Below are 15692 nucleotides of genomic sequence, written 5' to 3' on the forward strand. Positions count from 1 at the left end.
CCAAGGAAAGGGGCTAAAGGGTATTGGGATATATTCACAATAGGCACTCCGGTTATTTAAAACGTTTTTGTAATATAGTATGATATGAATGGTTTTAAATTAAACGAATAAAGGAGAACAGCACAGATGAAATCCGTTGAGGCCGTAATTTTTGATCTGGATGGCGTCATAACAGACACAGCCGCTTATCATTATGAGGCGTGGAAGGAGCTTGGCGAAAGTATCGGAATCGCGATCGATGAGGAGTTTAACGAGCAGTTAAAAGGCGTTAGCCGCATGGAATCGTTGGAGAGGCTTCTTCGCCACGGCAACAGGCAGGACGACTTTACCGAACAGGAGAAGGAGAAGCTTGCAACCCGTAAAAACGAGCAATATAAACGCTTAATCAAGCGGGTCACTCCGGACGATATCCTGCCGGGAATCAAACAGCTTCTGGTTGATATAAGGCAAGACGGTATCAAGATCGGCATGGCGTCTGCAAGTAAAAATGCGTTTGAAGTCGTAGGAAGCCTGAAAATCGCCGAGTATTTTGACTATATCGTGGATTCCTCCACTGTCAGCAAAGGCAAACCGGATCCGGAAATCTTCCTCAAAGCGGCAGAGGCACTGCAGGTTCCAAGCAGCCGATGCATAGGCGTTGAAGATGCGGAGGCGGGGATTGAGGCTATTCAAGGAGCGGGAATGTTCGCTGTTGGAGTAGGGAAGCCGCAATTATTAGGCAAAGCCGACTATCTAGTTGAAAATACAAGCCTTCTTTCTTGGCCCGAAATCAAAAAACGTTACCATCATTCATAATAAATCTTGAATTAAAGGAAAGTGTGTTCGCTTGACCCGGAAATGTCAAATTGATATAATCATGCAAACGTAACCAAAAACGTTTTCGGTTAGAGGGAAGGTCATAACCATGGTATCAATCAAAGACATAGCGCAAAAAGCGGGAGTATCGATTTCCACTGTTTCCAGGACATTGAACAACTATACGGATGTGAATCCGAAAACCAAAGAAAAGATATTCCGAATTGCCAAGGAGCTTAACTATTATCCCAATGCGGTGGCCAGGAGCCTGGTTCAGAAAAAAACAAATACGATCGGCGTTTTTTTCGGCAACAAAATCAACTCCGGGTTTGATCACCCCTTCTTTCAGGACGTCATTTCGGCGGTCAGGGAAGTGGTGGGGAATGCAGGCTATGACATGCTGATCTTCACGAATCAGAAAAGAGAAAGAGGCACCTATACAACGTTAAGCCGGGAAAGAAGTGTCGATGGTATAGTTCTGCTTCTGACAGGGGAAGGTAAAAAGAGGGACGAGCATATGCTTGAACTTCAGGAAAGCGGAATCCCTTGCACCGCGATAGACATCCCTTTGTCCGGCGTAAAATGCGGGTATGTCGAATCCGATAATTTCAACGGTACCCGTGCTGCAGTGGAGCATTTGATCTCGCTTGGCCATACCGGCATAGCCTTTATAGGCGGAGATGAAATCAGCAAAACAAGCTATGACCGGCTTAGAGGTTATCAGCAGGCGCTGATGGACCATAAAATCGGGTTTGATCCTTCGCTGATTACACTGGGTTACTTTGAAAAATCCAGGGCGGCGGAAGAAACCCGCAAGCTGATGGAGCGCGGCAAACAAATTACGGCATTCATTGCAGCCAGCGATGAGATGGCGATTGCGGCGATGCAAACCCTGAATGAGATGGGGTACCGGGTTCCGGAAGATGTTTCCGTGATCGGCTTCGACGACATACGAGAGGCGGTTTATGCCCAGCCGGCATTGACTACCGTGCGTCAGGAGAAGTATAAGCTCGGAACGGTAGCTGCAGAAGTTCTTTTAAATCTTATCGACGGTAAGGACCCGATATGCCAGCACGTTGTGCTTCCATGCGAGCTTATCGTCAGGAAATCAACGGCCATTTGCAAAAAGAGCTAATGATAGCGGATGGAAACGAGGTTTCACTTAAGGACGGCGTCAGCCGTTTTGCCTTGAGAATTTACAAAAACGTTTTTGGAGACGGGAGGCTACTTATGAAAAAAATAATTTCAATCCTTTGCATCGGTATATTATCTGCAATTTTCCTTGCGGGATGCGCCCGGTCGGATCAATCCGGGGTGGATAAAAATGGTATAGTCAACATTCAGTACTGGCATACCCAAACGGAAGAAGAGCGTGTGGAACAGCTTAAATCTTTAATTCAAAGCTTTGAAGCGAAAAACCCGGGCATCCGTGTTCAACAGGTTCCGGTTCCCGAGGAGAATTTTCCAAGCAAAATCTCGGCGGCTATGGGCGCCGACCGATTGCCTGCCCTCATAGAAGGCGGCATCGATCAAATGCTGTTTCTCGGCGCGGAAGAAGTGACGGATAATGCAGCCCATCAAGCGATCATTAAGCAATTGGGGCCCGACACTTTCTACACGGGTGCATTAAACACTATGCGGACAACCGACCAGCAAGGTTATTACGGCGTGCCGATTTCAGGATGGGTCCAAGGCATCTGGTATAACGAAAAATTGTTTAAAGAAAAAGGATTGCAGCCTCCTTCTACATGGGACAACATTTTAAAGGCTGCACAAACGATCCATAATCCAGCCAAACAACAATACGGCATTGTCATCGGTACAACGAAAGATGACTTCGCGGAACAAACCTTCAGCCAATTTGCCCTGTCCAACAATGCACAGGTCTTTAACGATAAAGGGGAAGTGAATTTCAATTCTCCTGAAATGAAGGAGACGCTGGAATACTATAACAAGCTGTCCAAGTTTACGCCTTCCGGTGCTGAAAGCTGGCGTGAAGCCCGTGAATTGTTTTTATCCGGACGTGCCCCGATGGTGATGTACTCTTCTTATTTGATGGGCGATTTGGCAGCGAATAAGGATCTGGTGAAACAAACACGGTTTACCGTACCTGAGAAAAAGAGCGCGGCTACCTTCGGCCAGATCACATCGGTATCTATTATGAACACCATCAGTCCGCAGCAGTCCGAAGCGGCGAAGAAATTCACCATGTTCCTTATGGAAAAGGAAACTAACATTAAGTATCTGCACATGTCTCCGGGCGGCGCTAATCCTACCAGAAAGATAGTTGCTGCTGACCCTGCTTATCTGCAGAATGAGGTTCTTCAGGCATTCGGTTCCGAGGCTGTCAGAATTGCAGCAAGCTTAAACGATTTGAAACGATTTGGCTTTGAAAAGGGCAGAATTGAACCGGCTATGGGGGATATTTCTGCACAATTTATTATTGGTGAAGCTATCAATCAGATTACCGAAGGAAGATCGAGCGTGAACGCTGCTGCGGACAACGCACAAGGGCAAATGCTGAAAATTGCTAAGAGAGCGCATTAAACGCCATTAAGTAAAGGAAGTGAGATTATGCAAAGCGATGCGTTGAACAAGGACTTTCCTAATGAAATGAGTCCTCCTAAGAAAAAGAGACCGAGCATGAAACAGAAAGAAGCTCGTTTGGGCTATTTGTTGATTGCACCGTCCCTGATTTTGATCACTTTGGTTATTCTATATCCGATCGTGTACAACGTTACATTAAGCTTTCAGAAAGTCGCTTTGAATCCCCGTCGTGAAAACCTGTTTATCGGCTTTGATAACTATGTGACGCTGTTGACCGATCCGTCGTTCTGGAATTCCATTTGGGTCACATTAATTTTCACCTTGGGTACCGTAATCGGTTCTACCGCTGTAGGTATTCTAGTGGCCTTGATGTTAAATCAAGCACTGAAAGGAAGACGAATTTTCAGATCCGTCATCCTTCTGCCCTATGTTGCGCCAATCATTTCATTGGTCTTTGTGTGGCAGTATATGTTTAATCCGGTATATGGAATGGTCAACTACTCGCTGGTCGAGCAGTTAGGAATTTTAGGCGCTAATGTAGACTGGCTGGATTCGCCTAAGGCTGCATTGGGTCTTGTCACTCTGTTCGATATATGGCACCTGTTCCCGTTTACGTTCATGATGGTTCTGGCCAAGCTGCAATCCATCGACAACTCGGTTTATGAAGCCGCCGAGATTGACGGAGCGAACGGCTGGAACAAGCTGAGATATGTGACGATCCCCGAGGTCACTTTCGTAGTGGGATCGCTTATGATCCTTAGATTTATATGGAACTTCTATAAATTTGACGATGTCTACCTGTTGACAAGGCAAGTGCCGGTAGTCGGGGTATACACTTACGAACTGGCATTTACAACCTTTAATCACGGTTTGGCGGCGGCGATTACAGTTACGCTGTTCGTACTGGTTATGGCATTTGTACTCTTTGCAGTGAAGAAGGTGTTGAAATGGTAACGAATAATAAAATCATCAATAGGATCATTCTTTACTGTCTGGTTTTATTAACAGTGGTCACAACCGTGTTTCCGTTTCTTGTGATGTTAAGTACAGCCTTAAAGCCTAATGAAGAAGCGTTGGAAGTGGTTCCGCATCTGATTCCCAAGACATTTACGCTCCAGCATTTTAAGGATGTATTAAATCCGGACATTTTCCCGTTCTGGAAGTACTTTATGAACAGCTTCCAGATTTCTTTCTTTACCGCTCTGGTATCGGTCATTATTGGTACGTTGGGCGCTTACAGCTTTGCACGTCTTGAATACAAAGGGCGCGGCCTTATTCAAAAAGGGGTACTTCTCATCTATATGTTCTCCGGTATTTTGCTGGTCGTTCCTTTATACAAAATGGTGACATTAGCAGGTCTTTATGACACCAAGTTATCTTTGATCATCACTTATCTGGTGCTTACGATGCCGGTAACATTATATATGCTTGGCAACTATTTCAGGACGATTCCCCAATCTTTGGAGGAAGCAGCCATCATTGACGGTTTAAGCCGCTTCCAAGTGATCTATAAAATTATCGTTCCGCTGTCCATTCCGGCTATTGCGTCGGTGTTCATCTACGTGTTCATGATTGCCTGGAATGACTATCTGTTTGCCTCAATCTTCATCGTAAGCGAGAAGAACATGACACTGCCTATCGGATTAAGCAGTTTGTTCCATACTAAACACTATGTATGGGGCCGTATGATGGCTGCATCCCTGTTATCGGCCATTCCTGTCATTGTCTTGTTCAGTCTCGTTGAAAAGTATTTCGCCGGAGGCCTTACCGAGGGCGGAGAAAAAGGGTGACAGTACCCATTACTACACTGGAGGGAAAACAATGAAACAATTAGTAGCTGTAGCGCCAAGAGAAGCCCAATTGCTGGAATATGAAGACAGAGCGATCCAACCCAATGAAGTCCGGGTGAAAGTGAAATATGCTTCGCCGAAACATGGTTCGGAGCTGGCCGATTTCAGGGGAGAAACACCGTTTTTGGAAGAACAGTATGACCCCGAGTGGCAAATGTTCCTGCCTAGAGACCCTTCGGAAGCTAAGGGGGTTAAATTCGGCGAATGGAATTTGGGCAATCAGTGGGTAGGCGAAATTATTGAAGTAGGATCAAGCGTAAAGGATTATGCCCTAGGGGATATGGTTTGCAGTTACGGAGGAATCCGGGAGACCCATATCGTGAACGCGGTGGATAATTTCCGGTTAAGAAAAGTGCCTGCGGGTATGTCCTGGAAGAATGCGGTGTGCTATGATCCGGCCCAGTTCGCTTTGAGCGGTGTGCGGGATGCCAATGTCCGCCCCGGCGATAGAGTCGCGGTCATTGGTTTAGGCGCCATCGGACAGATTGCAGCCCAAATGGCCAAGCGGGCCGGAGCAAGTTATGTAGCGGTTGCCGATCCGATCGCCATTCGCCGTGAGGTAGCCTTGCAAGCAGGAATCGATGCTGCCTTTGACTCGATGACACAGGATATAGGGTTAGAGCTTAAAAAAGCGACCAACAAAATGGGTGTTGATGTGATTATCGAAACCAGTGCCAATGTTCATGCATTGCAATCCGCACTGCGGGGCCTTGCTTATGGAGGAACAATCGCCTATGTGGGCTGGGCAAGAGAATTTAAAGGTGGACTGAATTTCGGAAGAGAAGCGCATTTCAATAATGCCAAAATTGTTTTCTCCCGTGCAGCCAGCGAACCTAATCCGGACTATCCGCGCTGGGACCGCAAACGGGTGGAAGAAGTCTGCTGGGAAATGCTTAGCAGCGGATGGATCGATTGCGAGCATATCGTGGCGCCGGTCGTTCCGTTTGAGGAGTCTGCGGAAGCTTACTGCGAATATGTGGATCAGCATCCCGAATCCAGTATTAAATTGGGCATTATTGTAGACGAACAATAAAACGAAAGAAGTGACTCCAGATGAAATTGGCCACTCAGGATAAACCGTTCTTTCCGGATCGGATCGCAGATAAGTTGAAACTAATTCAATCCATGGGCTTTGAAGCTTTTGAAATCGACGGAAAAATGCTCGTGGACCGGTTTGAAGAAGTCCAGGATGCTATGAAAACGACAGGTGTTCCTGTCGTCATGGCCTGCGGCGGCTATCGCGGATGGATCGGGCATTTTGAGGAAGATAAGAGATTGCAGGCTGTTGAGGATATTCAAGGCATTCTCGAACATATAGGGAAACTGGGAGGCAAAGGAATCGTAGTTCCGGCTGCTTGGGGCATGTTCTCCAAGCGTCTCCCGCCGATGGTGCCCCCTAGATCCGAAGAGGGGGACCGCCAAGCGCTGCTGGCCTCCCTTAGGGCATTGGATGAGACCGCCGGGCAAAGCGGTACGACTGTATATCTCGAACCTCTGAACCGGTATGAGGATCATATGCTGAACCATCTTTCCGATGCGGTCAGCATCATTCAGGAAGGGAATTTCAAGAACGTAAAGGTCATCGCCGATTTCTTTCATATGAATATTGAGGAACCCAAGATCGAGGAGAGCCTTCTCCTTCATAAAGAATACATTGGGCATGTACACTTGGCGGACAGCCACAGATATCAGCCCGGCGACGGGCATTTGGACTTCATTCCCGGATTCAAGGCTCTGAAGGAGATCGGATATTCAGGCTATATGGCTTTTGAATGCCGGGTATTGGGCGAAGACGAAGAAGCGGCTTACCGGAAATCGGTTCAATATATCCAATCCTGCATTCAGCAGTCGGCACTGTAATTATCCTCCTGAAGTCAATAGGCACGTAAGTAAAGGAGGGGAAACATGAAGAAGCTTAGGGTAGGGATTATAGGTACCGGCCAAGTTGCGCAAGTCGCCCATATCCCTGGTTATTTGAAGCGGAAGGACGAAGTGGAAATCGTCGCTGTCAGCAACAGAAGCAGGGACAAGGCGGAAGAGGTGGCTGCTCAATACGGTGTGCCGAACGTCTACGACAGCTACGAGGAGATGCTGAGGGAGTGCGAGTTAGACGCTGTCAGCGTCTGTACGCCAAATAAGTTTCACGCCGCTGCTGCTATAGCGGCCCTTCAAGCGGGATGCCACGTATTCTGTGAGAAACCGCCGGCGTTAACCGTTGAGGAAGCCGCGGAAATGGCAGCGGCGGCCCGCTCGGCAGGCAAGATTTTAACGTATAATTTGCACTTCCGGCAAAGCGCCGAGGTAAGGGCTCTAAAGAAGTTTGTAGACGGCGGAGAGCTGGGCGAGGTGTATCATGCCAAGGTTCAAGCCTTACGAAGAAGAGGGATCCCCGGCTGGGGGATTTTCACTAATAAAGAAATTCAGGGCGGCGGGCCGCTCATCGATATCGGAATCCATATGCTGGATTCGGCTCTGTATCTAATGGACTTCCCGGAACCGGCCAGTGTCTATGCCGTGACGCATCAGCGTTTGGGAAATAGGCCGGGGGTCGGGCTCATGGGCTCCTGGAATCCTGACCTGTTTACGGTAGAGGACCTTGCTGCAGGAATGATTCGATTCAAAAATGGGGCTTCGCTGGTATTGGAGTCTTCGTTTGCTTTAAACATGAAAGAAAGAACTGTAATGAATGTGCATTTATATGGCGAAGCAGGAGGGTTAACTCTCTTCCCGCCTACAATATATCAAGAGAAACACGGCTCCCTTATAGATACGGTTATCCCTTTTTTGGACGAGGAGGATAAGCAGGAGAAGAGCATCAGCCATTTTATCGATTGCTGTCTTCACGGGAACAAGCCCCTCATTACTGCGGAGCAGGGAATTATTTTGCAAAAAATAATTAATGGGCTTTATCGTTCGGCGGAAACCGGAGAATCAGTGACCCTATAGGGACGGTGCATGACAAAGGAGTAAACACATGCTGCAATATGATTATGGGAGCGGAGAAGAACGCGGATGGATTCTGTCGGAAAGCAATTTTGATTCCGGCATGCTGGGAAAAGGCGAATCCATTATGGCATTGGGCAACGGGTACATGGGCATCCGTTCCGCTTATGAAGAGTCCTATCTTCAACAGAAACGAAATACGTTTATAGCCGGAACCTTCAATAAATTCGACGGCCACGAACCGACAGAGCTGCCGAATGTTCCGGATGTAGCGGAAATGAAAATCGTGCTGAATAAAGAGCATTTCTCCCTTGAAAAAGGTGTGATAGAAACTTATCGGAGAAACTTGCATTTGGATACGGGAGAACTTGTGCGGACGGTTGTTTGGCAAAGTCCTTTGGGGAACCGTTACCGTCTCCAATTCCGAAGATTCGTTTCGCTGGAAAATAAACATTTGACGGGAACGGAAGTCGAGATCACCTCTTTAACGGGTTCCTGCACAATTGAAATCACTTCGGGGATCAACGGCCAATTAACGAATACGGGGGCGCAGCATTTCCGTGAGGGTGAAAAACGCATCTATAACCGCCAGGTTCTGGAGATGCTTCAAACGACAACGGAATCGAACATAGACTTCCTGGTTTATTCGGCCCATCATTGGAGAATCGACGGAGAGGAAATTCTCGTTGAACCGGCCGCCACCATGAGCCGCAGAAGGATCGATGCTTCTTACTCGTACACTGCGGCTGAAGGCCAAACGGTCAGCGTGGAGAAGCTGTCGATGTATTACACCAGCAGAGATCTGCAGACGCAGGACATGGCGACGGCCGAACTCCGCCAGTATGCCTTGGAAACCTCGACAGCCGAGTTTGCCAAAGGCTATCATGCGTTATTCTCGGAAAGCCGAAACCGTTGGAAGCAGTATTGGGAAGATGTGGATATTCAATTGGACAGCCCGAATGTCTTTGATCAGCTGTCCATCCGCTTCGCCCAATACCACCTGCTGATCATGACGCCGGCGCATGATACCCGGTTCGGTATCGGTGCGAAGGGGTTAACCGGAGAGGGGTACAAGGGACATTCCTTTTGGGACTCCGAGATCTTTATTTTGCCTTACTTCCTCTACAACTACCCTGATCTTGCCAGAGGCCTGCTGGAATACCGTTACCACACGCTGGACGGCGCACGCAAGAAAGCCAGAGAAAACGGTTATGAAGGCGCGATGTATCCTTGGGAATCCGGGTTTACGGGAGAAGAGGAGACGCCCGTTTGGGGTGCCGCCAATGTCGTTACCGGCACGGCGACCAAGATCTGGTCCGGATTTATTGAACAGCACATTACGGCGGATATCGCTTATGCGGTATGGCAGTATTTCACGGCAACGCGGGATGATGAATTCATGGACCGCTGCGGGAGCGAAATGCTGTTCGAGACTGCCGCTTTCTGGGCGAGCCGTGTAGAATGGGACGAGGCCAAAGACGCTTATGTCATCAAAAACGTCATAGGTCCGGATGAATACAAAGAGCATGTGGATAACAATGCTTTTACGAACTATATGGCGCAATGGAATATCGCAACCGCTGCGGCTCATTACCTGGATATCCGGGAAAACCGGCCGGACGTCTATGAGCGTCTCAATACGGCGCTGCTTCTGGATGAGCGCTATCCGAAATGGCTCGAATTGGCCGACCGCCTCTATTTGCCGGCACCGCGGGAAGAAGACGGCGTTGTTCCGCAGGACGATACGTATTTATCTAAGCCTGTCATTGACATTACGAAATATAAACGGGCTTCCTCCGTACAGACGATTCTCCGCGATTATAGCAGGGATCAGGTCATCGGGATGCAGATTTCGAAACAGGCTGATTTGGTTATGCTCATGTACTTGATGAATGACCGGTTTAATGAAGAAGTTCAAGAGTCCAACTGGAAGTATTACGAGTCCAAGACAATCCATGATTCATCCTTAAGTATGGCTGTACACAGCATTACAGCGAACCGTTTCGGCGATCGGGAAGCTGCTTACGAGTGCTTCGCGGAAGCTGCGGCTATTGATCTGGGACCTAATATGAAGTCCTCTGACGAGGGAATTCATGCCGCTTCCTTAGGCGGAATATGGAAGTCCATCGTATTCGGTTTCGGAGGCGTGCATATGAAAGATGGGGAACTGCACCTGAATCCCCGGCTTCCTGAATCCTGGACCCGTTTAACCTTCCCTTTGATGTGGAGGGGGAAACGGTTGACCGTTACAGTAACCCCAGGAGAACTGGAAGTGCGGAGCGACTCCGCGGGTGAATTTACAATCCTATCCGGCAATAAAACGTACGCCGTTAACGGGAGTTTAAAGATAAAGCTTTAAGCTATGAAAGCGAGGCGGAAATCCATGAATTTTTTGCTGGCTCCCGATTCCTTTAAAGAATGTATGAGCGCCTGGCAGGCCGCGTTAATCATGCGCGAGGCTATTGAACGTGTGGACCCCGCAGCGAATACGGAACTCGCGCCCGTTGGAGACGGCGGTGAAGGGACGATGGACGTGCTCGTTCGTGCAACCGGAGGGGCATTTTACGAGAAAGAAGTCACAGGACCTTTAGGGCAACCGGTCAAAGCCAGATATGCCGTGCTGGGAGACGGGAAAACAGCCGCCGTGGAAATGGCGGAGGCAAGCGGTCTTCACCTGGTGCCCCCTGACTTGCGGAACCCGATGTTGACCACTAGCTTCGGTACAGGTGAGCTGATGAAAGCCGCACTGGATCATGGAATTCAGCATCTCCTGGTCATGCTGGGCGGCAGCGCCACAAACGATGGGGGAGCGGGGATGCTGCAGGCACTTGGCGCTGAAGTTTTGGACAGCCGAATGAGCCCCGTCGGATTCGGCGGCGGATCTTTGAAGGATACGGCCATTGTTCGGTTAGCCGGCCTGGATCCCCGGCTTAAAGAGATTACTCTTGATGTAGCCTGTGATGTCACGAATCCCTTATCCGGGGAAAAGGGAGCAAGCCATGTATTCGGTCCGCAGAAGGGGGCTACTCCCGACATGGTGCTGAAGCTGGATGCCTATCTGAAGAACTTTGGGGAAAAATTGGAGCAGGAGAGCGGAATGGGCCTTCAGCATGTGCCTGGCGCAGGGGCTGCAGGAGGACTTGGCGCAGCTCTATTGGCCTGCGGCGGCGTATTGAAGTCAGGCATTGATCTCGTATTGGATCTACTTTCGTTCGATGAGAAATTGGAGCGGGCCGATTATGTTCTTACCGGAGAAGGCAAGATCGACAGCCAGACCCCCGAGGGGAAAGTTATTGCGGGAATTGTCCGCAGGGCACATAGCAGGAACGTGCCTGTTCTTGTTTTCGCCGGGACGGTCCGTCCAGGCTATGAAGAGCTGTACGCTAGAGGCTTGCTTTCCGTCCAAAGTATTATGACCGGACCCGGAACGTTGAAGGAAGCATTGGAGCAAGGACCGCAGAATCTCCAGTTCACCGTAGAAAACACCGTTCGTCTGATTACAGGCGGGCGTACTGACAAGGTATAAAATTAAAGCTATTATTTATGGAGGTCTACATGCAATCAAATCCCAATTTCGTAAATTCAGCCCATCAGGCAAGCTTGCTGGATAAACTCCAGCTGCTGTACGGGGATCGGGGAGAGGAAGTTCTTCAAAGTGTTACGGCTTTAGTCGGAAAGTATGCCGATCCGGACCGGCAAGGCAAACCATGGATCACCGAAAGTGATGTTATGCTTATCACATACGGAGATTCTATTCAGGAGAAAGGGGTTAAGCCGCTTCGTACCCTTCACGATTTTTTAGGGAAGTATGCTAAGGACACACTTAGTGCGGTTCATCTGCTTCCGTTTTTCCCCTACACTTCGGATGACGGTTTCTCCGTAGTCGATTACCGTGAAATCGATCCAGCCCTGGGGGATTGGCAGGATGTGAAGTCTATGTCCGAAGACTTTGATTTAATGTTCGACGCCGTAATCAACCATATCTCCAAGAGCAGCGAATGGTTTCAAGGTTATTTGAAGGGGGATGCCAAGTACCGGAATTATTTTACCGAGGCTGATCCGTCGGAAGATTACAGCATGGTGACGCGTCCGAGAGCATTGCCGCTATTGACAGCATTCGATACGTCCCGCGGGGTCAAACATATTTGGACAACGTTCAGCGAAGATCAAATTGATTTGAACTTCAAAAACCCGGACGTATTGCTGGAAATACTGGACATCTTGATCAATTACTCACTCAACGGAGCAAGGTTTATCCGGTTGGATGCGATCGGATTCATGTGGAAAGAGCTGGGGACCACATGCATGCATCTTCCGCAAACGCATGCCTTGATTAAACTGATAAGAGAAGTTCTTGAACTTGCGGCGCCGGGCACGATCCTGATCACCGAAACGAATGTTCCGCACGAGCATAACATCAGCTATTTCGGCAACGGTCACGACGAAGCGCAGATGGTTTACCAATTCCCGCTGCCTCCATTGACGCTGTATTCTTTCTATGCGAAGAACGCGAGAAAATTGATGGAATGGGCCGACATTCTGGAACCTACAACGGAACATACCAGCTTCTTCAATTTCCTTGCCTCGCATGACGGTATCGGAATGAGGCCGACGGAAGGAATCTTGACGGCAGAGGAAAAGCAGAGCATGGTAGACCGTGTCCTGGCGCATGGCGGGCGTGTTTCTTACAGGGACAACGGCGATGGGACCAGGAGTCCTTATGAACTAAATATTAATTACCAGGACGCTTTAACGCATCCTGAGGATTCCGACGAACGCCGCGTCCAAAGATTTCTGGCCGCACATGCCATTCTTCTGTCTTTGGCGGGCGTTCCGGGAATCTACATTCACAGCTTAGTCGGTTCCCGCAATGATTACATGGGCGTGGAACAATCCGGAATTAACCGGCGGATCAATCGGGAAAAGTTGGATAAAGAGACGCTTTACCATGAGCTGGAACATAATAATAATCGCAAAGAAGTGTTCAACGGCCTGAGCCGTTTGACACGGATCAGAAGAGAGCAAAGTGCTTTCAGTCCTCAGGCCGGGCAGGAAGTTCAATTTCTTGACGACCGGATTTTCTCCATTCGCCGATTCAACACTGCAACCATGGAGGAAATTCTCGTGTTGGTTAACGTGTCTGATGAGAGGGTTACTTTACATTCACTAGAACAGGGAACGGACATAATTAGTAACCGTACTGTGGGCCGGACGCTGGTCATTGAACCATATGAGACTTATTGGATCCGTAAGGACCAAGGTTAACTGCCGGACTCGATCAAATATGATCGGGTCTTTTTTTTGTTCAGCCCTCAGCCTTGCTGAATGCATCCAAGAGGCTTGAACTTTTCCTTGGGAATGGTATGGTTAAATTGCATCGACTATAAATACCAGAGGGAGTGTGGATCATATATAGCTATGTACAATCCCATCCTGGCTACTAAATTTTATATTCCCGCGTTTCGGCCGAAAGCGGTTCTCCGCCGGCGGCTGACCGAAAGATTGAGCTTGGGCCTTCACCGTAAATTGACACTGATCTCCGCACCCGCGGGTTACGGCAAAACTACTTTACTTTGTGAATGGCTCGCTGACTGCAGGCGGTCTGCCGCATGGCTGTCCCTGGAAAAAGACGACAACGAGCTTACACGCTTTCTAGTATGCATGATCTCCTCTCTACAGAGACTTGAGGAAAAGATAGGAGAAGGTGTGCTTGTCGTGCTTCAATCTCCCCAACCGCCGCCGATGGAGTCACTGCTGACAGCTCTTCTTCATGAAATCGCGGCAATGAAAGCTCCTTTTCTACTCATTCTTGAAGATTATCACATGGTGAAATCAAAGCTGATTGACGATGCCGTGTGCTTTCTTCTTGACCATCTTCCGGCGCAAATGCACATTGTAATAGCGACCCGCGAGTCTCCTAGTTTTCCACTGGCCCGTTTGCGGGCTATGGATCAAATTACCGAATTGCGGTCCAAGGACTTAAGATTTACACTTTCTGAGGCCGAAACATATTTCAACCATGTGATGAGCCTGAACCTGTCGCCCGATCATATAGCCGTGCTGGAATCCCGCACCGAAGGTTGGATTGCGGGTCTGCACTTGGCTGCGCTATCCATTAAGGGAGATCATGGCGCTGAACGATTGATTCAATCCTTCAACGGCAACCATCATTTTGTGCTGGATTATCTACTAGAAGAAGTTCTGCAGCGGCAACCGGTAGCCGTACAGACCTTTTTGCTGAGGACATCGATCCTCGACCGCCTTTGCGGATCCCTCTGCGATGCCGTTATGCTCGATCCCTCAGTGTCCGGAAGGGAAGTTTTACTCGATCTTGACCGCATGAATTTGTTTGTCGTTCCCTTGGATCATGAACGATGCTGGTACCGTTATCACCATTTGTTTGCCGATCTGCTCCGCAAACGGCTGCAGGACAGTCTGGATGTGAGCCGGATGACAACATTACATCAACGCGCAAGCGTTTGGTATGAAGAGAATGGGTTTGACATTGAAGCGTTTCATCATGCCGTGAAATCCAGAGACACCGATCGCGCCGCACGCCTGCTTGAAGGCGAAGGGATGCCGATTCATTTGCGCGGGGCTGCAGGCGTTTCGCTAAACTGGCTGGAGTCGCTGCCTGCCGAGGAACTTGATGCCAGACCAGCGTTATGGGTAATGTACGGTTCGGCTCTGTTGCTTGCGGGAAAGCCAACGGGGGTAGAGCACAAGCTGCTATCGGCGGAGGTGTCCCTTAAAGGTATGGAGCAGGACGTCCGCATTAGAGACCTTATCGGACTGATTGCGGCTACTCGGGCTGCATTGGCTTCTTTACTGATGGCAGGTCACCCTGATCACACGAATCGAAATTTGCAGGAAGCCGAAGCGGTCATGCAACAAACAGGCCCGGATGACAAGACAGATCAACTTATCGGCGTAATCGCTCACCCTAGTGTTGATCAGATGAGCGGAAACTCCGGGATCAACATCGTTATCGCGGAGTCGCGTCGTGCGTTGGAGTTGCTGCGTCCGGAAAATCTCCCTGTTCGGACGGCAACCGCTTGGATGCTGGGTGTCGCCTGTCAGCGGCTTGGAGATCATGCCGGGGCTCGTGATGCCTATAACCAAGCCATACTGTACAGCCATCTGATGGGTCATCAACTGATGGCTGTCATGGCCCTAATCGGGATAGGTCAAATACTGGAATCGGAACATCGGCCGGCTGAGGCGGCAGAAAGTTACCAAGAAGCTTTACGTCTTGGCGGCGACCTGCCGCTTCCCGCTCTTCACGAAGCGCAATTGGGGCTGGATCGTGTACAAATGGTCTTGGAAAAGGGAAAGAAGGGAAATCTGATTGAACCGCTGAGCCAACGCGAAATCGAAGTGCTCGAACTCATTGCCAAGGGGCTTTCGAACCGAGAAATCGGCGAGAAACTTTTCCTGGCCTTGGACACGGTCAAAGGGCACAATCGCAGAATTTTTGAAAAACTGCAAGTGCAAAGACGCACAGAAGCCATCGCCCGTGCTATCGAATTAAACTTGTTCTCAAAACATCCGTAAACC

At 49.1% G+C, this 15692-nt stretch carries 12 protein-coding genes; all 12 read left to right on the top strand.

All coding sequences use genetic code 11. The features are described 5' to 3' along the window. Window positions 1-126: 126 nt before the first annotated feature. The 12 genes from pgmB (at window position 127) to ACFSUF_RS08395 (ending at window position 15689) form a co-directional block, all read left to right on the top strand. Entirely contained in the window at window positions 127-795 is a 669-nt protein-coding gene (pgmB, locus tag ACFSUF_RS08340) for a beta-phosphoglucomutase (protein ID WP_377601987.1), read from the top strand. Window positions 796-904: 109 nt separating this feature from the next. Then, window positions 905-1930: a LacI family DNA-binding transcriptional regulator gene (locus ACFSUF_RS08345; RefSeq protein ID WP_377601989.1), complete on the top strand. Its 1026-nt coding sequence runs from the start codon at window positions 905-907 to the stop codon at window positions 1928-1930. A gap of 95 nt (window positions 1931-2025) precedes the next feature. Beyond that, window positions 2026-3342: an ABC transporter substrate-binding protein gene (locus ACFSUF_RS08350; RefSeq protein ID WP_377601991.1), complete on the top strand. Its 1317-nt coding sequence runs from the start codon at window positions 2026-2028 to the stop codon at window positions 3340-3342. A 96-nt stretch (window positions 3343-3438) separates the two neighbouring features. Next, window positions 3439-4296 (top strand): carbohydrate ABC transporter permease, encoded by an 858-nt coding sequence (locus ACFSUF_RS08355; RefSeq protein ID WP_377601993.1) that lies wholly within the window; start codon window positions 3439-3441, stop codon window positions 4294-4296. Continuing rightward, a complete protein-coding gene (locus tag ACFSUF_RS08360) occupies window positions 4290-5132 on the top strand; it encodes a carbohydrate ABC transporter permease (protein ID WP_377601994.1) in 843 nt (280 codons plus the stop codon). The genes ACFSUF_RS08355 and ACFSUF_RS08360 overlap by 7 nt, the downstream gene beginning before the upstream one ends. 31 nt (window positions 5133-5163) lie before the next feature. Continuing rightward, a complete protein-coding gene (locus ACFSUF_RS08365) occupies window positions 5164-6225 on the top strand; it encodes a zinc-binding dehydrogenase (protein WP_377601996.1) in 1062 nt (353 codons plus the stop codon). 20 nt (window positions 6226-6245) lie between these two features. After that, entirely contained in the window at window positions 6246-7052 is an 807-nt protein-coding gene (locus ACFSUF_RS08370) for a TIM barrel protein (RefSeq protein ID WP_377601998.1), read from the top strand. Window positions 7053-7097: 45 nt separating this feature from the next. Then, window positions 7098-8138, top strand: a complete 1041-nt coding sequence (locus ACFSUF_RS08375; protein WP_377602000.1) for a Gfo/Idh/MocA family protein — start codon at window positions 7098-7100, stop codon at window positions 8136-8138. A gap of 28 nt (window positions 8139-8166) precedes the next feature. Beyond that, window positions 8167-10494: a glycoside hydrolase family 65 protein gene (locus ACFSUF_RS08380; protein WP_377602002.1), complete on the top strand. Its 2328-nt coding sequence runs from the start codon at window positions 8167-8169 to the stop codon at window positions 10492-10494. Window positions 10495-10518: 24 nt separating this feature from the next. Continuing rightward, complete coding sequence (locus ACFSUF_RS08385; protein WP_377602003.1) at window positions 10519-11661, top strand: glycerate kinase family protein; 1143 nt, start codon at window positions 10519-10521, stop codon at window positions 11659-11661. A gap of 29 nt (window positions 11662-11690) precedes the next feature. Continuing rightward, a complete protein-coding gene (locus ACFSUF_RS08390) occupies window positions 11691-13400 on the top strand; it encodes a sugar phosphorylase (protein WP_377602005.1) in 1710 nt (569 codons plus the stop codon). A 153-nt stretch (window positions 13401-13553) separates the two neighbouring features. Beyond that, the gene (locus tag ACFSUF_RS08395) at window positions 13554-15689 is read left to right on the top strand and encodes a helix-turn-helix transcriptional regulator (RefSeq protein ID WP_377602008.1); all 2136 of its coding nucleotides are present in this window, start codon (window positions 13554-13556) and stop codon (window positions 15687-15689) included. Window positions 15690-15692: the final 3 nt, after the last annotated feature.

This window comes from Paenibacillus gansuensis (assembly GCF_042684925.1).
GTDB classification, from domain to species: domain Bacteria; phylum Bacillota; class Bacilli; order Paenibacillales; family DY6; genus Paenibacillus_N; species Paenibacillus_N gansuensis.